Source organism: Prochlorococcus sp. MIT2308 (assembly GCF_059772345.1).
Genome location: NZ_CM186283.1, coordinates 1,072,751 through 1,095,593, shown reverse-complemented (window position 1 = coordinate 1,095,593; position 22,843 = coordinate 1,072,751). Strand labels below are relative to the sequence as shown.

At 37.3% G+C, this 22,843-nt stretch carries 25 protein-coding genes and 1 pseudogene; 14 read left to right on the top strand and 12 right to left on the bottom strand.

What is annotated here, in order from left to right; genetic code table 11:
* Positions 1-5 precede the first annotated feature (5 nt).
* From rpsL to AC6EIW_RS06450, 7 genes are all read left to right on the top strand, one after another.
* Entirely contained in the window at positions 6-380 is a 375-nt protein-coding gene (gene rpsL / locus AC6EIW_RS06480; RefSeq protein ID WP_011824478.1) for a 30S ribosomal protein S12, read from the top strand.
* 48 nt (positions 381-428) lie between these two features.
* Positions 429-899 (top strand): 30S ribosomal protein S7, encoded by a 471-nt coding sequence (gene rpsG, locus AC6EIW_RS06475; protein ID WP_498461533.1) that lies wholly within the window; start codon positions 429-431, stop codon positions 897-899.
* Between the two features lie 104 nt (positions 900-1,003).
* A complete protein-coding gene (gene fusA / locus AC6EIW_RS06470) occupies positions 1,004-3,079 on the top strand; it encodes an elongation factor G (RefSeq protein WP_498519893.1) in 2,076 nt (691 codons plus the stop codon).
* 41 nt (positions 3,080-3,120) lie between these two features.
* On the top strand, positions 3,121-4,320 hold the full coding sequence (tuf, locus tag AC6EIW_RS06465) for an elongation factor Tu (protein WP_498506132.1): 1,200 nt from the start codon (positions 3,121-3,123) through the stop codon (positions 4,318-4,320).
* A 120-nt stretch (positions 4,321-4,440) separates the two neighbouring features.
* Positions 4,441-4,761 carry a 30S ribosomal protein S10 gene (gene rpsJ / locus AC6EIW_RS06460; RefSeq protein ID WP_498519892.1) on the top strand — a complete coding sequence of 107 codons (321 nt, stop codon included), beginning with the start codon at positions 4,441-4,443 and terminating at the stop codon, positions 4,759-4,761.
* 60 nt (positions 4,762-4,821) lie between these two features.
* On the top strand, positions 4,822-5,484 hold the full coding sequence (locus AC6EIW_RS06455; RefSeq protein ID WP_498519891.1) for an LON peptidase substrate-binding domain-containing protein: 663 nt from the start codon (positions 4,822-4,824) through the stop codon (positions 5,482-5,484).
* A gap of 2 nt (positions 5,485-5,486) precedes the next feature.
* Positions 5,487-6,419: a methyltransferase domain-containing protein gene (locus AC6EIW_RS06450; RefSeq protein ID WP_498519890.1), complete on the top strand. Its 933-nt coding sequence runs from the start codon at positions 5,487-5,489 to the stop codon at positions 6,417-6,419.
* Between the two features lies 1 nt (position 6,420).
* Here AC6EIW_RS06450 and pheA read toward each other — a convergent pair whose 3' ends face one another.
* Positions 6,421-7,251: a prephenate dehydratase gene (gene pheA / locus AC6EIW_RS06445; RefSeq protein WP_498519889.1), complete on the bottom strand. Its 831-nt coding sequence runs from the start codon at positions 7,249-7,251 to the stop codon at positions 6,421-6,423.
* A 56-nt stretch (positions 7,252-7,307) separates the two neighbouring features.
* Between pheA and AC6EIW_RS06440 the strand changes: the two genes are divergently transcribed.
* Complete coding sequence (locus AC6EIW_RS06440; RefSeq protein WP_498519888.1) at positions 7,308-7,820, top strand: DUF1997 domain-containing protein; 513 nt, start codon at positions 7,308-7,310, stop codon at positions 7,818-7,820.
* A 13-nt stretch (positions 7,821-7,833) separates the two neighbouring features.
* On the opposite strand, the gene AC6EIW_RS06435 is transcribed toward AC6EIW_RS06440, so the two are convergent.
* Positions 7,834-8,421, bottom strand: a complete 588-nt coding sequence (locus AC6EIW_RS06435) for a ribonuclease HII (protein ID WP_498519887.1) — start codon at positions 8,419-8,421, stop codon at positions 7,834-7,836.
* Between the two features lie 2 nt (positions 8,422-8,423).
* Positions 8,424-10,298 (bottom strand): Rne/Rng family ribonuclease, encoded by a 1,875-nt coding sequence (locus AC6EIW_RS06430; RefSeq protein WP_498519886.1) that lies wholly within the window; start codon positions 10,296-10,298, stop codon positions 8,424-8,426.
* Between the two features lie 391 nt (positions 10,299-10,689).
* On the opposite strand from AC6EIW_RS06430, the gene AC6EIW_RS06425 reads away from it, so the two are divergent.
* From AC6EIW_RS06425 to AC6EIW_RS06415, 3 genes are read left to right on the top strand one after another with little or no spacing between them, the layout of a single operon-like run.
* Positions 10,690-11,913, top strand: coding sequence for an LL-diaminopimelate aminotransferase (locus AC6EIW_RS06425; protein WP_498519885.1), 1,224 nt, complete (start codon positions 10,690-10,692; stop codon positions 11,911-11,913).
* A gap of 59 nt (positions 11,914-11,972) precedes the next feature.
* The gene (gene clpS, locus AC6EIW_RS06420; protein ID WP_498521621.1) at positions 11,973-12,284 is read left to right on the top strand and encodes an ATP-dependent Clp protease adapter ClpS; all 312 of its coding nucleotides are present in this window, start codon (positions 11,973-11,975) and stop codon (positions 12,282-12,284) included.
* Between the two features lie 44 nt (positions 12,285-12,328).
* Positions 12,329-13,180: a CPBP family intramembrane glutamic endopeptidase gene (locus AC6EIW_RS06415; RefSeq protein WP_498519884.1), complete on the top strand. Its 852-nt coding sequence runs from the start codon at positions 12,329-12,331 to the stop codon at positions 13,178-13,180.
* On the opposite strand, the gene AC6EIW_RS06410 is transcribed toward AC6EIW_RS06415, so the two are convergent.
* A complete protein-coding gene (locus tag AC6EIW_RS06410; RefSeq protein ID WP_498519883.1) occupies positions 13,102-14,715 on the bottom strand; it encodes a photosystem II high light acclimation radical SAM protein in 1,614 nt (537 codons plus the stop codon). The two genes, AC6EIW_RS06415 and AC6EIW_RS06410, sit on opposite strands and share 79 nt — an antisense overlap.
* Positions 14,716-15,005: 290 nt before the next feature.
* On the opposite strand from AC6EIW_RS06410, the gene AC6EIW_RS06405 reads away from it, so the two are divergent.
* The gene (locus tag AC6EIW_RS06405) at positions 15,006-15,524 is read left to right on the top strand and encodes an AbrB family transcriptional regulator (RefSeq protein ID WP_498519882.1); all 519 of its coding nucleotides are present in this window, start codon (positions 15,006-15,008) and stop codon (positions 15,522-15,524) included.
* A 35-nt stretch (positions 15,525-15,559) separates the two neighbouring features.
* Here AC6EIW_RS06405 and AC6EIW_RS06400 read toward each other — a convergent pair whose 3' ends face one another.
* Together AC6EIW_RS06400 and rpsU are read right to left on the bottom strand one after the other, a co-directional pair.
* A complete protein-coding gene (locus tag AC6EIW_RS06400) occupies positions 15,560-15,784 on the bottom strand; it encodes a hypothetical protein (protein WP_498506121.1) in 225 nt (74 codons plus the stop codon).
* 32 nt (positions 15,785-15,816) lie between these two features.
* Positions 15,817-15,993, bottom strand: a complete 177-nt coding sequence (rpsU, locus tag AC6EIW_RS06395; RefSeq protein ID WP_011295405.1) for a 30S ribosomal protein S21 — start codon at positions 15,991-15,993, stop codon at positions 15,817-15,819.
* Between the two features lie 195 nt (positions 15,994-16,188).
* Between rpsU and rbp the strand changes: the two genes are divergently transcribed.
* A complete protein-coding gene (gene rbp, locus AC6EIW_RS06390) occupies positions 16,189-16,437 on the top strand; it encodes an RNA-binding regulator (RefSeq protein ID WP_498461518.1) in 249 nt (82 codons plus the stop codon).
* A gap of 158 nt (positions 16,438-16,595) precedes the next feature.
* Positions 16,596-16,868: a hypothetical protein gene (locus tag AC6EIW_RS06385; protein WP_498506120.1), complete on the top strand. Its 273-nt coding sequence runs from the start codon at positions 16,596-16,598 to the stop codon at positions 16,866-16,868.
* Positions 16,869-17,561: 693 nt separating this feature from the next.
* Here the strand turns inward: AC6EIW_RS06385 and AC6EIW_RS06380 are convergent.
* From AC6EIW_RS06380 to AC6EIW_RS06355, 6 genes and pseudogenes are all read right to left on the bottom strand, one after another.
* The gene (locus AC6EIW_RS06380) at positions 17,562-18,563 is read right to left on the bottom strand and encodes a porin (RefSeq protein WP_498519881.1); all 1,002 of its coding nucleotides are present in this window, start codon (positions 18,561-18,563) and stop codon (positions 17,562-17,564) included.
* A 490-nt stretch (positions 18,564-19,053) separates the two neighbouring features.
* Positions 19,054-19,676, bottom strand: a pseudogene (locus AC6EIW_RS06375) (2OG-Fe(II) oxygenase); the annotation flags it as partial.
* Positions 19,677-19,826: 150 nt separating this feature from the next.
* Positions 19,827-19,982: a hypothetical protein gene (locus AC6EIW_RS06370; protein WP_498519880.1), complete on the bottom strand. Its 156-nt coding sequence runs from the start codon at positions 19,980-19,982 to the stop codon at positions 19,827-19,829.
* Between the two features lie 124 nt (positions 19,983-20,106).
* Positions 20,107-20,250, bottom strand: coding sequence for a hypothetical protein (locus tag AC6EIW_RS06365; protein WP_011295192.1), 144 nt, complete (start codon positions 20,248-20,250; stop codon positions 20,107-20,109).
* A gap of 146 nt (positions 20,251-20,396) precedes the next feature.
* Entirely contained in the window at positions 20,397-21,470 is a 1,074-nt protein-coding gene (locus tag AC6EIW_RS06360) for a WD40 repeat domain-containing protein (protein ID WP_498519879.1), read from the bottom strand.
* A complete protein-coding gene (locus tag AC6EIW_RS06355; protein WP_498519878.1) occupies positions 21,458-22,840 on the bottom strand; it encodes a CobW family GTP-binding protein in 1,383 nt (460 codons plus the stop codon). The genes AC6EIW_RS06360 and AC6EIW_RS06355 overlap by 13 nt, the downstream gene beginning before the upstream one ends.
* Positions 22,841-22,843 lie beyond the last annotated feature (3 nt).

Genomic DNA, 22,843 nt, shown 5'->3' with positions numbered 1-22,843 from the left:
AATTAATGCCAACCATTCAACAGTTAATAAGAACAGAGCGAAAGACTCTAAAAACAAAGACAAAATCTCCTGCTTTGCGAGGTTGCCCAGAAAGGAGAGGCGTTTGTACCAGGGTTTACACCTCAACTCCCAAAAAACCTAACTCTGCTCTAAGAAAAGTTGCTCGTGTCAGATTAACCTCAGGTTTTGAAGTTACTGCTTATATCGGTGGTATTGGTCACAACCTTCAAGAACACTCTGTAGTTTTGCTGAGGGGCGGAAGAGTTAAGGACCTACCAGGTGTGAGATATCACATAGTCAGAGGAACTCTTGACACCGCTGGGGTTAAAGACCGTAGACAGTCAAGATCAAAATATGGAGCTAAATCTCCCAAGGAATAAAACTTATTTTTGATCCATTGAATTTCCCCCTTATACAAATTTAATTTCATGTCAAGAAGAAACGCAGCAGAAAAAAGACCTGTTCTACCTGATCCTCAGTTCAATAATCGTTTGGCTAGCATGATGGTCCATCGATTGATGAAGCACGGTAAGAAATCAACAGCTCAAAGAATTCTTTCTGATGCTTTTGGTTTGATTAACGAAAGAACTGGTTCGGATCCCATTGAATTATTTGAAACAGCAGTGAAGAATGTTACTCCTCTTGTTGAAGTAAGAGCTAGAAGAGTAGGAGGAGCAACATATCAGGTTCCCATGGAGGTCCGTCAAGAAAGAGGGACTGCGATGGCGCTCAGATGGTTGGTAAATTTCTCAAGATCAAGAAATGGTAGAAGCATGGCTCAAAAACTTGCCGGGGAGCTTATGGATGCAGCTAATGAGGCTGGGAACGCAGTGAGAAAGAGGGAAGAGACGCATAAAATGGCTGAAGCAAATAAAGCTTTTGCACATTACCGCTACTGATTTTTTCAAATTTTTCTATTCAATTTCAAAAAATATTTCTTTTTTTGCATGCTGAGTTGTAGAGTCCACCAGCATTTTAAAGCCCTTTAGTCGGAGAATTTTCTGTGGCACGAGCCTTTCCTTTGGAACGAGTAAGAAATATCGGGATTGCTGCACATATTGATGCTGGTAAAACCACCTGTACTGAGAGAATTCTCTTCTACTCTGGTGTTGTACACAAAATGGGCGAAGTCCATGATGGCGCCGCCGTTACCGATTGGATGGCCCAAGAGAGAGAAAGAGGCATAACAATTACTGCAGCAGCGATTTCAACTACTTGGGATGATCACCGTATCAATATCATTGATACGCCTGGACACGTTGACTTCACAATCGAAGTCGAACGTTCGATGAGAGTACTTGATGGCGTTATCGCTGTTTTTTGTGCTGTGGGTGGCGTTCAGCCCCAATCCGAGACGGTTTGGCGACAAGCCGATAGATATTCCGTCCCAAGGATGGTTTTTGTGAATAAAATGGACAGAACAGGCGCTGATTTCCTAAAGGTCCATGGACAAATTAAAGATAGATTGAAAGCTAATGCAGTGCCAATTCAATTACCTATAGGAGCCGAGAATGATCTGAAAGGTATTATTGATCTGGTAGCTAATAAAGCATATATATACAAAGATGATTTAGGCAAAGATATTGAAGAGACTGAGGTTCCTTCCGACATGGTTGATTTAGTTTCTGATTGGCGCTCTAAATTAATGGAGTCGATAGCTGAAACTGATGAGGAATTATTGGATGCTTTTCTAGAAAATGGTGAGTTAACTGTTGATCAACTGAAGTCTGGGATTAGGGAAGGTGTTCTTAAACATGGCTTAGTTCCAATGTTATGTGGTTCAGCTTTTAAAAATAAAGGTGTTCAGTTGCTTCTTGATGCTGTTGTTAATTATCTACCCGCCCCCGTTGATGTACCTCCTATCCAAGGTCTGCTTCCTAACGGAAAAGAAGCTGTAAGACCCTCAGATGATTCTGCACCATTCAGCGCCCTTGCATTCAAAGTAATGGCAGACCCATACGGGAAATTAACTTTTGTTCGTATGTATTCTGGCGTCCTTGAGAAAGGAAGTTATGTTCTCAATTCAACCAAGGATGCCAAAGAGAGAATATCAAGACTAATTATTTTGAAAGCTGATGACCGTGAAGAGGTAGATGAGCTAAGGGCGGGGGATCTTGGAGCCGTGCTAGGACTTAAAAATACAACCACTGGAGATACTTTATGTGCTTCTGATCAAGCAATTGTTCTGGAAACGCTCTTTATCCCTGAACCTGTTATTTCGGTTGCTGTTGAACCTAAGACCAAGGGCGATATGGAAAAACTTGGGAAAGCTTTAACCTCACTTTCCGAAGAAGATCCCACATTCAGAGTAAGTACTGATCAAGAAACAAATCAAACAGTTATTGCTGGAATGGGTGAGCTTCACCTAGAGATTCTGGTTGATCGAATGTTGAGAGAATTCAAGGTTGAGGCAAATATTGGAGCTCCACAAGTTTCCTATCGTGAAACTATTCGAGCCAGTTCTTCAGGAGAAGGAAAGTTTGCAAGACAAACTGGAGGTAAAGGTCAATATGGACATGTCGTTATCGAAGTTGAGCCAGGTGAGCCAGGCACTGGTTTTGAATTTGTCAATAAAATTGTTGGTGGATCAGTTCCAAAGGAATATATTAAACCCGCGGAATCTGGAATGAAGGAAACATGTGAATCTGGAGTGATTGCAGGCTATCCTCTTATTGATGTCAAAGTCACTTTGGTTGATGGCTCTTATCATGATGTTGATTCATCAGAGATGGCCTTCAAAATTGCTGGCTCAATGGCTTTCAAAGATGGAATCAAGAAGTGCAATCCTGTCCTTCTTGAACCTATGATGAAAGTTGAGGTAGAAGTCCCTGAGGACTTCCTAGGCTCTATAATTGGAGATCTGTCCTCTAGACGAGGCCAGGTCGAAGGTCAGTCCATTGATGATGGGCAGTCCAAAGTCCAGGCAAAAGTGCCATTAGCCGAAATGTTTGGCTATGCCACTCAACTCCGATCAATGACTCAAGGTCGGGGTATTTTCTCAATGGAGTTCAGCACTTACGAGGAAGTTCCTCGTAATGTTGCTGAAGCAATTATCTCCAAGAATCAGGGCAATTCCTGATCTCTAAATTTTACTAACCATCCCCCGATTCTTTAAAAAAAATGGCTCGCGAGAAGTTTGAGAGGAACAAACCTCACGTCAACATAGGTACTATTGGCCACGTTGACCATGGCAAAACAACCCTTACTGCTGCAATTACAAAGGTTTTAGCCAAGAAGGGTCAAGCCAAAGAACAAGATTATGCAGATATTGATGGTGCTCCAGAAGAGCGAGAGCGTGGAATCACAATCAATACTGCACACGTTGAATACGAAACTGATGGACGGCATTACGCTCACGTTGATTGCCCAGGCCACGCAGATTATGTAAAGAACATGATCACAGGAGCTGCCCAGATGGATGGTGCAATTCTTGTAGTAGCTGCGACTGATGGAGCAATGGCTCAAACCAAAGAACACATTCTTTTAGCTAAGCAAGTTGGTGTTCCAGCTTTGGTAGTTGCACTCAACAAATGTGACATGGTCGATGATGAAGAAATGATCGAACTAGTCGAAATGGAGATTCGTGAACTTCTTACAAGTTATGACTTCCCTGGTGACGATATCCCTGTTATTCAAGTTTCAGGATTGAAAGCTATAGAAGGCGAAACTGATTGGGAGACAAAAATAGATGAGTTAATGACTGCTGTTGATGCTTCAATACCCGAGCCAGAGCGTGAAGTTGACAAGCCATTCTTAATGGCGGTTGAAGACGTTTTCTCAATTACTGGTCGTGGAACTGTTGCTACTGGTCGAATTGAAAGAGGAAAAGTAACTGTCGGAGAGGAGGTTGAAATTGTAGGAATTAGAGATACAAGACTCACAACTGTTACCGGTGTTGAGATGTTTAGAAAGCTTCTTGATGAAGGTATGGCTGGAGATAACGTTGGTCTTCTATTACGCGGTGTTCAGAAAGAAGATATTGAAAGAGGAATGGTTCTTGTTAAGAAAGGATCGATCACGCCTCATACAAAATTTGAAGGTGAAGTATATGTATTAAAAAAAGAAGAAGGTGGTCGCCATACCCCTTTCTTTGCTGGTTATCGTCCTCAGTTTTATATCCGTACTACAGACGTAACAGGTCAAATTACTGCATTTACATCTGATGATGGAAGCAATGTTGAAATGGTTATGCCTGGTGACAGAATAAAAATGACAGGGGAATTGATTGCTCCTGTGGCTATAGAACAAGGCATGAGATTCGCAATTCGCGAAGGAGGACGTACTATTGGTGCTGGAGTAGTTTCTAAAATTATTGAGTGATAGCTCTGAGGATGACTTGTAATTCATTCAGGTCATCCTCTAGATTAAATAAGCAAATGAACTAATCAGTTCATATTTTAAAGAACCTCGAAAACCTAATTAGCTTTTGGTAACTCAATTATGTCAACTGCAATTGCACAGCAAAAAATACGCATACGCCTAAAGGCTTTTGATCGAAGAATGCTTGACTTGTCTTGCGAAAAAATAATAGAGACTGCAGATACAACAGCTGCTTCTGCAATAGGGCCTATTCCTCTACCTACAAAACGAAAAATTTACTGTGTTCTGCGTTCCCCGCATGTTGATAAAGATTCCAGGGAGCATTTTGAAACACGAACACATAGACGACTTATTGATATTTATAGGCCTTCAGCAAAGACTATAGATGCTCTAATGAAGCTAGATCTCCCAAGTGGAGTTGATATAGAAGTTAAGCTCTAGATCTTTTTCTCTCAAACAAGAGATTGATTATCTAGGATATGTTTAATCAGGAATACCCATTTGAGCGAACTTTCAGTTAGGGAGCTACCACTTTTCCCATTGCCTGAGGTTGTGCTTTTTCCTCAGGAGTACTTGCCTCTTCATATTTTTGAGACTCGATATAGAGTTATGCTTCAATCTGTTTTGAAGTCAGACAGCCGTTTTGGAGTAGTTAGATGGGATCCAATCGCGAAAAAAATGGCTGATGTTGGTTGTTGTGCTGAGATCATTAAGCATCAAACTTCACAAGATGGAAGAAGCAATATTGTTACTATTGGACAGCAAAGATTTCGAATCCTAGAAATCATTAGCGAAACGCCTTTTATTAATGCTTTAGTTAGTTGGGTTGATGATGATCAAACCTCAGATCAAAAAAAACTATTAGAACTTAAGAATTCCGTCTCTATTGCCCTTAGGGATGTAGTTTCCTTAACCTCAAAATTAACTGAATCCGAGAAAGAACTCCCTGATTCTCTGCCCGATATCCCCAGAGAATTGTCTTTTTGGATCGCTGCTCATCTTGGAGGCCCCGTAGCAAGTGAACAGCAAAATTTATTAGAATTAACAAATACTTATCACCGACTGGAGAGAGAATATGAACTTCTTGATCACACAAGAAGGCAACTGGCTGCAAGAACAGCTTTAAAAGATACTTTCTCAAACGCAGATCAAGCCAACAATTAATTATGCAATGGATATTATTTTTTGTATTTAGCCTTTTCTTTCTATTAATTTTAAGTACTCAATGGCTCAGGGAAAGTCGTAAATATGAGTCGGTTAATAGTGTTGCATCCTCATATGATTCTTGGACTAATGACTGTTTACTAGAAAATCTTTGGGGGGAGCATATTCATTTAGGCTTTTACGAAAAACCAAAATCAAAAAAGGATTTTAGAAAAGCGAAGGTTGATTTTGTTCACGAATTAGTACGTTGGAGTGGTTTGGATAAATTACCAAAAGGATCAAGAATATTAGATGTGGGATGCGGTATAGGCGGAAGTTCCAGAATATTATCTAGTGATTATGGATTTGATGTTGTTGGTATTTCTATAAGTGAGGCACAAATTAGAAGAGCAAATGAGTTAACTACCAAGAATGACTTTTGTCGCTTTGAAGTGATGAATGCTCTTGACTTGAAGTTTGAGAAAGGAAGTTTTGACGGTGTTTGGAGCGTTGAAGCGGGCCCTCATATTGTTGATAAACAAACTTATGCAGATGAGATGCTAAGAGTACTTAGACCTGGTGGCATTTTGGCAATTGCAGATTGGAATCAAAGAGATTCAAGAAAGAAACCATTAAATTTCTTGGAAAAGTTCATTATGCATCAACTTTTAATTCAATGGACGCATCCTGAATTTTCAAGTATTGAAGGATTCAAAAAAAATTTATTAAATAGTCCTTATTGTGGAGGCTCTGTAGAAACCTCTAATTGGACAAAATATACAATTCAATCTTGGAATGAATCAATATATGAAGGGTTTAGAAGACCTTCATCTATTTTGAAATTAGGCTTTAGATCTTTACTAAAAGCATTCAGAGAAATACCAACAATTTTAATGATGAGATGGTCTTTTTCAACAGGTTTGATGAAATTTGGAGTTTTCAAATCAAGAGGATAAATTAGTCAACTTCTGAACTGAAATAACATCCAAAATTAATTATTTGATTGCAAAGTGGAGATAAATCTTCAGTTATTTTTGTAAAGTCTTTTTCACTAGAATTATTTAAATCAAGATCTATAAAAAAAACATACTCGCCTAGTTCTCTTTTAGAGGGACGAGACTCAATTCGACTCATGTTCAGGCCAAGATTTGCTATGCAATTTAATGCTTTAAGTAATGCACCTGGACTATTTGACTTAAGAGAAAAAGCTATGCTTGCCTTATTGCCATCAACTTTAATGTTCTTTTTTCTAAGAAGAATGAATCTAGTGCAATTGCCCTCAATATCATTAATGGGATAAGCAAGAATATTTAGTTCCTCATTTGCATCTTTGGATCCAATCGCTGCTCTAAATGAGCTTCCTTTCACCATCCTTATTGCTTCTGCTGTTGAATTAGTTGGCAAATGAACTGCATTTGGAAGATTGTCATTTAGCCACTGGCTGCATTGAGCTAGTGCCTGAGGATGAGAGAGGACTTCTGAAATAGTTGATATTGATCCGCTGCTTATTAATGAGTGTTTGATGGGAAGTACTAAGGCTCTATGAATAAATAAATTTTTATGTATCCATAGAGAATCTAATGTTGTAGTTACGCCACCTTCTACTGAATTTTCAATTGGGACTACGGCTGCTTCACAAAGATTGTTTGCAAGATTTTCCACCACAGATCGTAATCCTTTGCATGGAGAGAACTGTGGTGAATCAATATTTTCTAAGGCTGCTAGGGCTTTTGCGGCCTTCTCAGCGTATGTTCCTTTGGGTCCAAGGTAAGCCACTCGAGTTGACATTAGAATAAAAAAAAGGGGTAAATGCCGATAAGATCAAACTGAGCAAGTTTTTGATAATGGCTCTTGCCTTTAAAGCACGACAAAAAATTGATCTAGTTGTTCAAGAGAATGAGGAGCAACTATCTGATTATCTCCTACAACAGGAAAGAGTTGTAGGAGCAATGCTTGATCCAAAAAAATTGACTCCTTTGGGGCCAGGGAGCTTTAAGTACGAAGTCACAAGTTTTAATGTTTTTCAACTTCAGATAAATCCAGTTGTATCAATAGGGGTAGAAAATAGTGAAAGAAAAATAAGAATGTATGTCACTGAAAGTCATTTAGAGGGCTTAGGGTTTGTTGATGATTTTGATTTAACCTTAGATGCAACTCTGGAGGCAAAACCATCAAGTCTTGAAGGGGAAGCGCTTTTAGGCGTAACAGTCAGTCAGCCTCAACTGTTGAGATTAATTCCTCCCAAAATGCTCGAGACCACTGGTCACTCTATATTGAATGGAATATTATTAGGAATTAAGAGCAGAGTTGAGAAGCAGCTAATTGCTGACTTTAAAAATTGGTGTAATGAAAATTAGTTACTAAATAAATTTAATCCATTTTCAGTCTGGAGAGAAAACTTTTTCGATGAAGTCTTGTGGCGCCTGAATGGATTAATTGTTTTCTATGGAATGCAGTTCCATAACCTTTATTTTTTTCTAGTCCATAAAAACTGTATAAGGGAGCTAGTCGTTTCATTAATTCATCTCTTGCTTCTTTTGCTAACACGCTGGCAGCAGCAATTGAAGGGAAATGACTCTCTCCTCGAACTTGTGTTTTCTGTTCTCCTGCCCATGGGCGAATGGGTAATATTCCGTCTACTAGAAGTAAGTCTGGTGGAGACGAAAATTTTTCTAATGCTCTTACCATTGCTTTTTCAGTAGCCTCACGGATGCCGAAACTATCAATCTCTCTTGCTGAAGCTTGGCCTATTGACCAGGCTATTGAATTCTCTTTGATTAAAGGAACTAATTGATATCTTTGTCTGTGGCTTAATTTTTTGCTGTCCTTTAAACCTTGAGATAAGAGTTCTGATTCGTTTTCTTTGCTTAATATTACAGCCCCTGCAAAAATAGGGCCAAATAAGCAACCTTTGCCTACTTCATCAACACCCGCAATCAGATACTTATGATTACACATGCTCAAGAAGAGGCTGATGATCTTCTTCTCTTACGTCTTGGATCCTCATTAACTTCTTTTGATTCACTAGAGTTTAAATCAATTGTTTCTTCATCAAAGGAAACATCAATATCTTTCCCTTCGTTATTTTCTTTTTCTTCAGAGGTAATTGGATCTTTCTCAATGGTGTTATTGACTTTAAGAGGAATCATATCTTCATTATTATTTTTAGTATCGGATTGAGCAAGGTTTTTTTGTTGATCTTCCTCAAGAATCTTATTAATCTCTTTTTCCCCTTCCTTAATTCCAGGACGTATTATATTAACCGTATAATTTTTATATAATGGAGGCTCATCTAAAATTAAGATGGGATTAAATCCCATTGAGCTATATACAATCTCCTCATGCTCATTCATATTTATATTTATTAATTTATTCTCTTGCTTTTTATTGTTGATCTCTTTAGCAATATCATCTCCAATGCTCTCTTTGGAGAAAGATTTCGAATTGTCTATTGATAATTTGTTTTCTTCATTGATTAGATTTGTGTCTATATCTTTTGTCTTATTTATACGCTTCTTCTTTAAATTATTCTCTTGTGAAGGTTGGATTTCTTCACTTGATATTAAAGTTGAATTGATCACACTAACCTCAGATGAGGTTGTTGGATTTATGTCTTGAATAGTGATATTTGGAAGATGAGCTTGACCTTGGGAATGAGTAGAGTTTTTCCCAAATAGTTCATATATATTTTGACCTTGTCTTTTTCTCGTTAGCTCAACAAGTCCGAGCTCTGTTAGCGAAGCAATTTGTGGCCTAGCTGAGTCTCCATTTATGGCAGATGTGAAATGTTCTAATAATTGTAGTTGATCTCTTCTCGTATCCATATCTATAAAATCAATAATAATAACCCCACCAATATTTCTTAATTTTAATTGTCTTGCTATTTCTATAGCTGCTTCACAATTAGTCCATAAAACTGTTTCTCTAGAATTTGCAGATCGTGTAAATGACCCTGAGTTAACATCTATAACCGTTAATGCTTCTGTTGGTTCTATTATTATATACCCGCCAGAGGGTAGCTCAACTCTAGGTTTTAATGCATCATTAATTGCAGAAATCACTTTATATTTTTCTAATATATTTTGTGAATCACTATGCAACTCTATTGCTAATTCTTTATTATCCTTGCCAAGGAAATTCTTAACTCGACCAATTGCTTCAGTATTGTCTACTACAATTTGAGTTGCATTTTGACCGATATTATCTCTGAGAATTCTATGAATAAAGTCTTCATCTCTATTTAAAAGAATTGGAGGGGTACAACTCTCAGAGGCTTGTTGAATAAGCTCCCAATGCTTGAGAAGATTTTCAAGATCATCAATTAAAAATTCCTCAGAAATATCTTCTGCTTCTGTTCTTATTAAAAGCCCAGTACTAGGAGGTTTGACCAATACTCCTAATGCTCTAAGTCGATTTCTTTCACTTTCTGTGCTTATTCTTCTAGAAATATTTACACCTTGCCCATAAGGCTGGAGTACGAGATATCTTCCAGGTAGAGCGATGTTTCCAGTCAATCTTGGTCCTTTTGATCCAGTAGGTTCTTTCATTACTTGAACCAAAACCTTTTGCTTTGGTTCGAGCAGCTCTGTTATTCCTGAAGTTGCTTTTTTTAATCTAAGTGGACCTAAATCATTGACATGAATAAAACCATTTTTTTCGGTCTCACCAATATTGACAAAAGCAGCATCTATCCCTGGAAGAACATTTTCAACTGTCCCTAAGAAAATATCTCCAATTTGGTAGCTACCTTGAGCCACGATTAATTCATCTATTTTTTCATCAGTGAGCAGAGCGGCAATTCGCAAATGCTCAGCAATCACAATTTGCTGGGGCATATACAATGTTGAGCTTTTTCAAGCTATAAAAAAATTGATTAGCAGAAAAACTGCAAGTAGAACATTTGGATAGTTATGACGCCAAACCTAATTAAAGAGATTTAGAATACTGTTCGGAATGGGAATTAAATATAGTCCGGTTGAAAATGCTGGAGTTGCCAGCGTTTAATGTAAGTGTCCCTTTAAGAAAATCTGACGTTAATTAAGAACATTAAGGGCTAAAACCCTATTCTTTGTTCTAAAAATATACTAACACAAGATCACTTTTTGGTTAATAATTTAAGGATCTGATCTTGTTAAAAAATTAGTTCTTAATTGTAGAATAAACTATGTTTAGAGATTTAAAGGTGTTTAAGGGATTATCCTTGAATTAAATCTTACCGATTTTCCAGTGGTACAAGTTAATGCTGATTACCTGAAATTAAAAGCAGGGTATCTTTTCCCAGAGATTTCTAGAAGAATTAAAGACTTTAACTCTAAGAATCCCAATATTGATTTAATCCGGCTCGGAATCGGTGATGTTACTGAGCCTCTGCCTTTGGCTTGTCGTGAGGCGATGAAAGCAGCTATTGAAGAAATGGGAACCCTGGAGGGCTTTAAGGGCTATGGACCAGAACAGGGCTATAAATGGCTTCGCGAAAGTATCTCTAAGAATGATTATTTATCTAGGGGTTGCGAGATTTCACCAGAGGAAATTTTTATTTCAGATGGCTCCAAATGTGATAGCAGCAATATCTTAGATATTCTTGGTAAGGACAATAAAATAGCCGTAACTGATCCTGTGTATCCAGTATACGTTGACACTAATGTCATGACTGGAAGGACAGGAGAAGCAAACTCATCGGGAGAATATAAAGGTTTAAGTTATATCCCAATTAACTCAGAGAATGGATTTGAGGCAGAAATACCAAAAGAAAAATTTGATTTAATTTATCTTTGTTTCCCTAATAACCCAACTGGGGCAGTAGCAACAAGAGAGCAATTAGTTGCATGGGTTGAATATGCAAAAGAAAACGATTCTTTGATTCTTTTTGATGCTGCTTATGAGGCTTTTATTAAAGATGACTCCATTCCGCATTCGATTTTTGAAATTGAGGGATCTAAAGAATGTGCAATTGAGTTTCGTTCTTTTTCAAAAAATGCAGGATTCACAGGCACAAGATGTGCTTTTACAGTTATTCCCAAGTCTTTAAAAGGTAAAGCAGGTGAGGAAAAAGTTGATTTGTGGTCCTTATGGAATCGTCGACAAAGTACTAAATTCAATGGAGTCAGTTATATTGTTCAGAGAGGAGCGGAAGCCGTTTATTCTGAAGAAGGGCAAATTCAAATCAAAAAATTAGTAAGTTTTTATATGGATAATGCTCAAATAATTAAAGCCAATTTGACTTCGGCAGGATTTGAAGTTTTTGGCGCAATTAATGCCCCTTATGCATGGATTAAAACTCCTAATAACTTGAGCTCATGGGATTTCTTTGATTTATTACTAGAAAATGCAAATATCGTTGGCACACCAGGAAGTGGCTTTGGAGCTGCTGGGGAAGGATATTTTCGATTGTCCGCCTTCAACAGTAGAGAAAATGTCGAAAAAGCCATGCAAAAGATTGTAAAACTTTAATGCGTAATCTCATGGTAAGTTCCTTTTTAAAAAGTGCTGTTCATCCTGGCAGTTTAATTATGGTTAGTTCTACAAATAAAACAGATGGTGATACTGCGGTTATTGATCGGGAAGTTCAGCGAGTTCGAAAAACATCACCCAAGTATAAGGTTTTACTTCACAATGATCCAGTTAATACAATGGATTATGTTGTTGAAACTTTAAGGCAGGTTGTCCCACAATTAAGTGAACAGGATGCCTTGAGTATTATGTTGGAAACGCATAAAACTGGTATCGGACTTGTTATCATCTGTGATTTAGAACCTGCTGAATTTTATTCTGAATCTTTAAAGGCAAAAGGCCTAACAAGTTCTATAGAATCAGAAAGCTGAAATCATTAATTAACAGGTTTTGGCGTAGATGGTTGCATCAAAAGATGCAATGGATACCAACATTCACTCTTTTTTTGTTTCTATATCCTGCAGGGTGGTTTATTAGTCAATTTTTTTCCTTTTTTTATAGAGATATTACTTCCAATAAGTTAAGTATCATAGGTACTATAATTACATTTATATTATTTCTAAGTATTTTACCAAGTTGGGGAAAAATTAGATGGAAAACTGATCACTTATGGCTATCTATAGGATTAGATTTTAAAAATAAATTTGCATCATTTAAACTATTTCTTAGTGGATTTATCTTTTCAGTTTTTTTAATAATTATTCTTTTTCTATTTTTATTATTATGTGGCTGGATTGATAGAACTGACTATATCAAGTTTGATCAACTAATAAATGCAATATTATTAATAGTGGGTATTGTTTTTGCTGAAGAGATAATTTTTCGTGGATGGTTAATGGAGGAAATGGTTCTTCTGTATGGTTTTAGAAGAGGAATGATTTTTCAATCTATAATTTTTAGTCTTGCACATTATAGATCTGATATTGGTTTATTAGCTTTAATTCCTTTCTTGAGTGGTCTGTTTTTATTTGGAATAGTTCTAACTTTAAAACGAAATACTGATAGAGGGTCGTTATGGGGATGCGTAGGTTTGCATGGAGGATTAGTTAGTATTTGGTATCTTATTGATTCGGGAATGGTAAGTTTTTCTATTGATACTCCTTATTTTTTAATAGGACCAAGTAAAAATATGGTGAATCCAATTGGAAGTGTAATTGGGATAATAATTTTGTTAATTACTATATTCTTTCAACGAAGACTTTTTTCTAGAACCGGTCGGTTTTTAGCTTCGACAGTTAATGCTTCGTCCAGCGAAGAAACACCATAATCTCTTTCTAATAAGTCCATAACAGTTCTACCGAAATCATTTGGATTTTTATCAAAGGCCTCCAAGCAAATTCTTCCAAATTCTTTGCCCATTGGTTCTGGATTCCAGAGAAGTTTCCTTGCTGTCCAAGGCATTAAACTCATGGGGTTATACCCAGGTTTTAATAAGCCTTTTTTTAGTCCATACTCCTCGAGTAGAGTATGTGGCTGAAGTCCTATAAAAAATATAGAAGGCTCAACAATATCAGCACCAAAAATCTTCTCTAATTCTCTATGGTAAGCAACTGTTTGTCTTATTGTTGCTGGACGCTCGTCTATAACATTGAATGAATAATTTACTGAAACCTGTGAATTAAAACCGGCTTTTGCTAAAAGTTCACAATTTTTCAGAACTGTTTTTAAGTTGTATCCCATTCTCATTTTTCTGACAAGTTCTTGAGATCCAGAAGTTATTCCAATTTCGAAATAGCTCATACCTGTTTTAACCATTAACTCTGTTAATTCTTCATCTAAATTGTCAGCTCTTATGTATGCGGCCCAATGAATATCATTCAAACCTTCATCACATATAGCTTGAAGAATATCTTTGGCGTTTTGAATATGTCCTCTGGAAGGTATGAATTGGGCATCAGTAAACCAAAAGCCGCGAACACCAAGGTTGTAAAGTTGTTTGATTTCTTTAATAACCTCACTTACTGGGTTGATTCTTACTTTTTTACCTTCAATAACTGTGTAGATACAATAACAACAATTATGTGGACATCCTCTTTTTGTTTGTACTCCAATATAGAAGTCGCCACCATCTAAATACCATTTAAATTCAGGCCAGATAGATTGAATATAGTCATAATCACATGCTGTTTTAATCATGTTATTTGGCTTCTCATGAATCAATTTTTCTCTTGGAGACTCGCCAACAATAAAACATCTTTCATCAATTATTGAGTCATCTCTTATTAATTTTTCTATTAAAAGCTCTCCTTCTCCTAAAGAGATGATAGTACCCTTGGGAAGTGAATTTTTTAATTGATTATAAAAAACACTAACAGCCCCTCCGCCTACGATTGCATTAGCATTTGGATTATATTTCTTTGCATATTTTAATCCCTTTCTAATTAATCTTTGGTTTCTCCATATCTCTCCATAATGACTTTTTAATAGTTGAAAACCACCTAAAGCACCGCGAATTTTCTTGAGAGGGTTTCGAGCATAAAAAACTTCAAATGAATTTTGTAATGGATTTCCACCTCTTCCATCTACAGGTGCATAAATTTGTATATCTCTCCATGAAAAAACTAGTAGTGTTGGTTTAAATTTTTTAATACTATTTATCAATATTCTTTCGACATCTAAAATTGGTAATGAAGCTAAATCTATAATTAATTGTTGAATTTTCGGAAAGCATTTATGTACATGATCTGCTAGATAAATTGGTCCGATAGGGAAAATAGGATTACATGGGAGTCTGACGTACAAGATCTTTGCCCTTGGTTTAGGTCCAAGAAGTTTTAACTCAGTAGTCAGATTTGCTCTCATCAGGACATCTATTGACAACGAAAAATAATCATTTTAAGACAAACACTAACAATTTGTTGACCTTTTTGAATGAAATTTAGACTAATGGTTAGAACCAAAAAAACTCAAGCCCATTTAAAATTTAGGCAAAACTTAGTTATGGAGGCGTTTTTATATTTTTTTCAATTTTGATGATCAACAACTAATTTAAAGGAAAAGTTTTTATTGAAGCTTTTTTAATTGATATTGATCAATTGATTTAAAAAACAAAAAATAGACCAGACTAAATTTATTGCTTTGACGATTGGATTATGAATCCTCCAATGACTTTGATTATATACATGCTAAGTGGCGCTGCTCTTGGAAGTTTGATGCTTCTGAGTGGTATCCCTGCGGCTCCTCTTCTGGGCTCGATTTTGGCGGCAGGATGCTTAAGCATAAGTGGTCAATTTGAACCTGCTCAATGGCCGATGGGTACCAAAACTTTGCTTGGAATTGGTGTAGGCACCGTTATTGGCACTGGAATTAATCGAGATACTCTTTCAGAGCTACAAACTCTTTGGAAGCCAGCTTTGGTAATTACTTTTACTTTGATTCTTACAGGTCTCCTGGTTGGGTTTTTGGTAGTACGTTTGTTTGGAATTGATCCATTAATAGCTTTGTTGGGTTCTGCTCCTGGAGGGACCCTCGGAATGAGTCTAGTTGGAGCAGATCTTGGAGTAGGAGCTGCCGTAGCAGCAATCCATGCATTTAGATTGATAGCTGTTTTATTAATCACTCCAGCTATTGTTAAGTATCTAGCTCCTCTTTTTGGTGTGGATCTGCATTAGAAATTCAGTGAAAAAGTTTGAGATGATTCATGAATTTATAAAATTTTCCAAACAGAATTTTCAGGTATTTTTGGCCCTATTGTTTTATCTGGTGGCTCTGTAGTGCTAATTCTCCAGTCAGGTACTCGACATTGTACATATCCTGGATTTTGAATAAGCACTCCAGGATTGCAATCTTTTTGATAAGTGAATCCTCCCTTCCATATCCCTCCATCTTTGATTGAACCTTTGAACCAAACCCAACAGTTTTCTCTTTGCATTTGATTACCCAGGTAGAACTTTCTAATTTTATTTATCTTCTTCTGCTTCTACGTCTTTGTTGCAATTTACGCTTATATTTTTCAACAGGAGTTTCATGATGACGCAGGCGCTTTAATTCTCCAAAGATGCCGGCCTTGGAAACTTGACGCTTAAAGCGGCGAAGTGCTGATTCGATGCCTTCGTTTTCTCCAACAGTTACTTGAGTCAAAAAGATAAATAATTCTATTGGATAATTTTACAGGACGATAAAGCATATTTTTGTTTTGTCCTTTTTGGGAGAAAAAGATCTAGAGTCATAAATGAATTATCCAAATAGCTTTCTTCAAGTTTTGCTTATTAGCCAAATCATTGAGGTTTTCCCCTTTTCGGACCATTCATTATTTCTTCATAGGTCCGTTACCCAATGACTATTTACATAGGGAATCTCTCATTTGATGCTGAGATCGAAGATATTGTTGGTGTTTTTAGCAGTTATGGTGAAGTTACTAATTGTAAGCTTCCATTAGAAAGGGAAACAGGAAGAAAAAGAGGTTTTGCTTTTGTTGATATGGGTGATGATGCTCAAGAACAAAAAGCAATCGATGATCTTCAAGATGTTGAATGGATGGGAAGAGCTATTAGGGTTACAAAAGCTAGACCTAAAAATAGTTAACCTGAATTTTTCATGCCTTTCAAAATAAAGCTGTCTGCAACTCGATTGATTGTATTTTTTGAATTTTAATTAGTTTTAGATTTCAGTCTATTAGCGAATTAAGCATTTTCTCAAATTAATGCTGTAATGATAAGCAGTTCAGAGCAATGCCTTTTTTAATGGTTTACTCAACAATTCCTTTTTCAACAATCACATTTGGCGGGTTTAATCCTTTAGCTGCAATAGCAGGCTTGGTAATCTTTTTTCAGATTTCTCAAATTTATTATTATGGATTACCTGAGAATGAACCATCAGTTGAGCTTTCTGAAACTGGTTCATATAAATATCTCCAAAAACAATTTATTGGTGTTCAAGTAGTAACTGCTCTTATTGCTGCTTCAGTTATGCTTGCAGGCCCTGATAAAATATTTTTCCCGTTTAAATATTTCTAAGTTAAAAATAGACAAAATTAATTTTTAGATAAAAAAGACAGCTAAATTAGCTGTCTTTTTTATGTATGAGGAATTGAACTTGAATTAATAACTGATTTTGAAAAATAGTTTAAGAAAGTTAATCTTTCTGATTGGATAATTTTGTTAGAAAAACATCACTTTGTTCATTACGGACATCAATCAATGAATTTGCAGTTTTTAATAGTTTAGTCAAATTATTTTTTATACAATTTAATCAAAACAAGACTGATTATTCTCAAGATATTGATAACGAAAATGAAAAGGTGATTACAAGCGAAACCATTGTAAATCTTAATTAATTCTATCCCAATGGGCATCGTATTACTCATCAAATGAGATGATTTAAAGAGAGCCTTAATAGGGGCTTTACAAGTGATAAATCTGCATAAAAGAGACAATCATGCTCAATTTTTACCCATAAATTTTATATAAAACATCAAAGACATGAAAAGAAGTAATCTTTCGAACCCATATGAAGATTTTGTGAGAATAGAGAAAATCGATGCATATGAAGCGCAAATCAAATCCAATCAACTTAAATCCAATTCAAGAAAAAATAAAAAATATCTTGAATAATATTAGTTATTATTATTTATTAAAAGTCTGAAATTTGTTTTCTATATATTAAAAGCCTCCTGATTCAACAGGAGGCTTTTGTTTAACTTTATAGGGTTAGAAACTAAATGCAGTTTCAACAACAACACCAGAATCATCATCACCAGTACTTGTATCTTCTACTGTGAAGAAACCAGGAGTGATTGATACATTGTCGTTCAATGCATAAGTGTAAGAAACTTCAAATCCTGTTGAATCTAAAGAATCACTACCATCAACATCAGTTGTGTTGTAAGCAGCACTTAATGTTCCAGGACCAACTTCGTAGTCAACACCGATGAACAAATCAGTTGCATCAGCACCAGTTTCTGGATCATTTGTGTCATAAGCAACGCTGAATGTCGCATCAATTGACTCTGGGCTGTAGTAGATACCACCACCAAAGGTGTCATATCCAGCTCCAGCATCGCCGTCGTTAGAAGCGATTACTAGACCGCCACCAAAGCCGTCTCCGTTGTAGCCAAGAGTGAAAGTTGAAACATCATCAGCATCATCAGCATTAATACCTTTGGTTGCGTCAGTACCACCAAGAGATATGAAGCTAGCAGAAGCAACTACGCCGTTGTCGTTAGACCAAGCAACAGCAACACCAGGACCAGTTTCGTTCCCAGCCAAAGAGTAAGGCATAGCGCCTAGTCTGAATGCATCTGAATAAGCAGATGGTGTCGCAGCAACAACATCATCCTGATCAACCAAAGGACCAGCAGTTACTTCTAGATCGCCAACAGGGAACGAATAAAATAAAGACTGAACATCTAGATCACCTGTCTCAGCACTATCCATGCTTGCAAGTGGGCCACTAGCATTACCAGCTACGATACCTGCGTAGAAAAGATCTTCTCCTGTGAAGCTAGAAGAAACATCAAGGCTATATGCATATTGCATATAAAGCTCTTCTTCTGTATCTGTAGTTCCGCCGTCAGAAACAGAACCAACAGTGAAATAAGCACCACCAGAAAGAGATGTTGTAGATGAGAATGCAGTATCTGCGTTAACTGCAACAGGAGCCATCAGGCCCAAAGCTGCTGGAGCTACCAATAAACGTTGAAAAAGCTTCATTGTGTCCTCACACAAATTAAGATCAATTTATTTTCGTTATTAACAATTAAATAAGATGTATGTTTAATTACATTATTAAAAGATACTTAGTAACAGCGAATACATATTTGATCTATCTGATCATTTGGACTTTGAACTTTTAATAGTTGTATGACTTATTATCTAACCCATTTCGGCTTTCATGGCTTCGTGAATTCTCTTGCTCATAACTTCATGACCACAATATTGCAAGTGCAATTCTTGTCCCTTTTTGGCGGATTTAGTTTGTGTGTACTTAAGTCCTCTGTAAGTTAGCTCAGCCATTGAAGTGATGTTTATTGTTCAAGTCCCCGTTCCATGGCTTGAATCCAACTGCGACTCAAATTAAGTCGAACGTTGTTGAATAATACACAACATATTCCCAATCTGTTGAAGCTTCTTTAAAAATTATTATCAATTTAGATCTAAATTCATGATTTAGTAAACGAATAAAATTAGTAATTTGCTGTCGAGCTAGTCTGGAAATGAATGAATCTCTTGATCCGGCATTGATCCATCCGGTCGCAATAGTTTTTGGATGAACCTTATTTACACGGCCTCTATGAATATGTGTGAGACCTGCGGGAAAAATAACTAGTTTGACTGGTTCAGCTGTCTCATGATGTTCCTGCCAATGAAACTCTGTTCCTCCTGAATCGACATCATTACAATACAAAATCCATGCTAAAACTCTGTGAACTGGTTCGGTCGTTTCTTCGCTGATAGTCCAGTCGCAGTGCCATTTCTTAAAACCTTCCCCAGGAGCGTAACGTTGTAAGTTGAAAATGGGATTAACAAAGAGAGATTTTTCAGGAGCACATTCGCTAAAAAGTGGTCGTTCTTGAACGTATTTTTGAAGACCAGCATTGACTCCTCTAGTTATTACTTCAGACAAAGCAAATGATTCCAGATCAGTTCGATCTATTGCTATCAGGCTGATATCAGTAGAAATCTTTGCAGGATCTGAATAATTGTTTGCCCCATTACTGAAGGCGACTCCATCACGATGCAAGTCTGTGCGACGATCAAAAAAGACATCACTCCATCTGAAACAGATTCAAAACCTTTCTTTCTATAACTAGCTATTAAATTCATTCGAATTTTTTCAAGGTTTTTTGATCTTGGGATAATTTAAATCGCTTGAAAGAACCAATTTAGTAAAAATTTGAAATGGAATTTGCCCCTAGTGATTGGCCTGAAGTGGAGTTTATTTAGTTGACTTATTTTTAGTAAAAAGGCTAAAACTTAAGCTGCAGTCTTGTCTTTGAGAGATCTTAAGTATCTCTTTCTCTGACCGCTACCTTCTACTTCAAAATGCCAGGTGGGTTTTTTGTTGTCAGTTTTTTTTAAGTTAACGCCAGGATTACTAGTGCTTAACTTCTTCTTAATCGGTGTATTCATGAGGGTATTAAAGCACATTATCTAATTCTTTTTGGTTCGGTCGTTACTTATTCTTCTGGGAAATAGGGAATAAAAAAGAGGCCCATTTGGACCTCTCTTCGAAATTAAAAAACAAGACCTTTACTTACGCAATTCCTCGGTTTTTATATGGGTCATCTCTGAAGGGCTGTGCCTCAAAACTTGGAGGTGAGTTATCTTTATAAGGATGAAAAAGAGCATTACCCATTGAAATGAGTAATTCTTGAAGCCAAAGAATTGTTTTTTTCATTGAGTCCCCTGATGGCATATAAACATATATAAGTTATGAGGGATATTTATACATCAGTAAAAACTCCTCTTGTTGAATTTTTGATTTTCTAGCCAATAGCAATCCAGGGGCTCTCGAGTATCTATTGGAAAAATGAAATTTTGACCCTATCCGAATCCTTGAGGTACTGTTTTTGTCCGAACCTTGAAATCCCAAACCGTAACTCCTCCGTTTGCATTTATTGCAGCCAAGGCAGTGTCATCAGGATGCCAAGAGATTTGGCTAACAAGGTCACCTGCAAATGCACCACCAACTGGATCACCCTGACCATCTTTTTGGAGAAACCAAGAAAAAACTGAACCATCGCGCGCGCCAGAAGCTAAAAGCATTCCGCTATGTGAGAAAGCCAAGCATGAAATGGGTTCAGTATGAAGCATTAACTCTCCTGGCACAGTGCCCTCAGGCCCATCGCCTCTAAAACTCCAAACTGTTACTCGATCACTACCTCCGGTAGCAAGAACTGTGCCAGTTTGATCAAAAGCTAGGTGGCTTGGTTTGCCTGGGTAGCCTGTCATCTCTGAATCTTGATCGGTTGATCGACGCCAGAAATGAACAGAATTATCCTGACTACCGCATGCCACTATGTCTCCATCTGGACTAAGCACCATTGATACAAGTGAACCTCGCCATTTTAGTTTTTGATTGATCTTGTCGCTAACTACATCAAAAAAAGTTACCTGGCCATAGCATGCTGTAGCTAATTCATTTGAATTAGACCAAGCAATCGCGCTGACAGTGCTGGGATGTGCTTCTGATCGCCAGTGCTTTTTACCTTTTTCATCAAAAATATAGACGTATTTAGTAAAAACTACTGCTAAAAATTTTCCGTCTGGGGACCACTTGATGTGCTCAACCCATCCTTTCCCAAGTTCCAAATTGTTAGTTGACTTACCCTCATGACTTTCCCATAAATACACATGTCCATCCTGGCCAGAAGTGGCAAAAGTATTTCCATCTGGATGAATGGACATTGCTAGCAATCCACCTTTATGCGTGTTTCTTGTTTGCCAAATGAGCTTTCCAGATTTTCCCTCAAATGCGTAAAGCCCACCTGCGACATCACCTACTAAAAAAGTTTTACCTTGAAGTGCCCAGCCGCAGGCAATCGCGTAGTCGTCAGCTTGGGCAGACCAACCTTCATGAAGCATTCCCTTGGGACTAAATGCTTCTATACCAGACATTTATCAAACTCTCTACTCATTTCTGCTTCATCAAGATTTCTACCGATGAATACAAGTTGATTGCGGCGAGGTTCATTGCCCCATTCTTTATCAGGTTGAGCTGTGAAGAGCATGTGTACTCCTTGAAAAACTATTCGCCTCGATTCACCCGCATAACTAATAAATCCTTTCGTGCGGAATATATCGACACCTTTCTCTGATAAGAGTCGACTTAGCCACCTATTTAGTTTCTCTGGATCTACATCACCTACTCGCTCGATAGCGAACGAACCTACTTCATCATCGTGTTCGTGTTCTGCTACCCAAACTCTCTCAGCAATTGGAGAGATGATGGAGGTGTTTTGAGCATTATTTTTATCGTCAGCATTTGAGGACCTTCCTTTCGTTATTTTTAAATTGAATTCCTCGGCAGTATGTTGAGTGAATAGACCTATATCCCTTGTCTTGTCAATGTCTATTAGGAAGGACTTAGTACCTTCTGATTGAAGTTGAAGGCTCACGTGCTTCCCCACGGGGACTATGTAGCCAGGATGTAAAGGTTGTTCTTGTTCGGCATAGAGTCTTACGCATGATTCAGCACCTGTGTTTAGAGATGACTCATCCTTGCCTTGGTCTAATAACAGGACAAGAGACATGGTAGGGTCTGGACCTTCTTCGAGCGTAAGCGCATAACGACCCTCTTCAAGTGAAAACACACCTGTCCACTCAAATGGATACTCTGGTTCTAGAAAAGTTGGACGTCGCTGAAGTACTTGATCCAGGTCAAAAGCATTGAGATTTAGAACAGTATCAATTGAGACGTCTGCTTGTTTACTACGTATTACACGAGCCATACGATTCATATCGCGTAGCCGGGACTCTAAGTTGTCGAGTGATTCATCTGAAACTAGATCAGTTTTATTTAGAACAAGGACGTCAGCGAAGGCAACTTGCTCGGAACTTTCATCACTTCGACCAAGTTGTTGTTCAATGTGAGCTGCATCAACAAGTGTGACTATGCCGTCAAGTGAAAACTCATCACGAATTTCATCGTCCATGAAAAATGTCTGAGCTACTGGGCCAGGATCAGCAAGACCAGTAGTTTCAATTAATACATAGTCAAACTTGTCTCGTCTCTTCATGAGGTTTCCTAGTACACGAATAAGATCTCCCCGGACGGTGCAGCAGATGCAGCCATTCGACATCTCGAAGACCTCTTCATCCGCATTGATTACTAATCCTTGATCAATACCAACTTCACCATATTCATTTTCAATAACTGCTATTTTTTTACCGTGCTCTTCGCTCAGAATTCGATTAAGTAGAGTCGTTTTGCCTGATCCAAGGAAACCAGTCAGTATTGTCACTGGTACTTTTTGCTTGTTGCTCATTTC

Bases quoted from the DNA above. Each gene is read 5' to 3' on its own strand.
- rpsG (WP_498461533.1), top strand. From the start codon at position 429: ATGTCAAGAAGAAACGCAGCAGAAAAAAGACCTGTTCTACCTGATCCT.
- rpsL (WP_011824478.1), top strand. From the start codon at position 6: ATGCCAACCATTCAACAGTTAATAAGAACAGAGCGAAAGACTCTAAAA.
- rpsJ (WP_498519892.1), top strand. From the start codon at position 4,441: ATGTCAACTGCAATTGCACAGCAAAAAATACGCATACGCCTAAAGGCT.
- pheA (WP_498519889.1), bottom strand. From the start codon at position 7,251: ATGTCAACTCGAGTGGCTTACCTTGGACCCAAAGGAACATACGCTGAG.
- AC6EIW_RS06365 (WP_011295192.1), bottom strand. From the start codon at position 20,250: ATGAAAAAAACAATTCTTTGGCTTCAAGAATTACTCATTTCAATGGGT.
- AC6EIW_RS06380 (WP_498519881.1), bottom strand. From the start codon at position 18,563: ATGAAGCTTTTTCAACGTTTATTGGTAGCTCCAGCAGCTTTGGGCCTG.
- AC6EIW_RS06355 (WP_498519878.1), bottom strand. From the start codon at position 22,840: ATGAGCAACAAGCAAAAAGTACCAGTGACAATACTGACTGGTTTCCTT.
- AC6EIW_RS06405 (WP_498519882.1), top strand. From the start codon at position 15,006: ATGAATCCTCCAATGACTTTGATTATATACATGCTAAGTGGCGCTGCT.
- AC6EIW_RS06440 (WP_498519888.1), top strand. From the start codon at position 7,308: ATGGCTCTTGCCTTTAAAGCACGACAAAAAATTGATCTAGTTGTTCAA.
- AC6EIW_RS06435 (WP_498519887.1), bottom strand. From the start codon at position 8,421: ATGTGTAATCATAAGTATCTGATTGCGGGTGTTGATGAAGTAGGCAAA.
- AC6EIW_RS06370 (WP_498519880.1), bottom strand. From the start codon at position 19,982: ATGAATACACCGATTAAGAAGAAGTTAAGCACTAGTAATCCTGGCGTT.
- clpS (WP_498521621.1), top strand. From the start codon at position 11,973: ATGGTTAGTTCTACAAATAAAACAGATGGTGATACTGCGGTTATTGAT.
- AC6EIW_RS06450 (WP_498519890.1), top strand. From the start codon at position 5,487: ATGCAATGGATATTATTTTTTGTATTTAGCCTTTTCTTTCTATTAATT.
- AC6EIW_RS06385 (WP_498506120.1), top strand. From the start codon at position 16,596: ATGGTTTACTCAACAATTCCTTTTTCAACAATCACATTTGGCGGGTTT.
- AC6EIW_RS06360 (WP_498519879.1), bottom strand. From the start codon at position 21,470: ATGTCTGGTATAGAAGCATTTAGTCCCAAGGGAATGCTTCATGAAGGT.
- AC6EIW_RS06415 (WP_498519884.1), top strand. From the start codon at position 12,329: ATGCAATGGATACCAACATTCACTCTTTTTTTGTTTCTATATCCTGCA.
- tuf (WP_498506132.1), top strand. From the start codon at position 3,121: ATGGCTCGCGAGAAGTTTGAGAGGAACAAACCTCACGTCAACATAGGT.
- AC6EIW_RS06400 (WP_498506121.1), bottom strand. From the start codon at position 15,784: ATGCAAAGAGAAAACTGTTGGGTTTGGTTCAAAGGTTCAATCAAAGAT.
- AC6EIW_RS06430 (WP_498519886.1), bottom strand. From the start codon at position 10,298: ATGCCCCAGCAAATTGTGATTGCTGAGCATTTGCGAATTGCCGCTCTG.
- AC6EIW_RS06410 (WP_498519883.1), bottom strand. From the start codon at position 14,715: ATGAGAGCAAATCTGACTACTGAGTTAAAACTTCTTGGACCTAAACCA.
- rbp (WP_498461518.1), top strand. From the start codon at position 16,189: ATGACTATTTACATAGGGAATCTCTCATTTGATGCTGAGATCGAAGAT.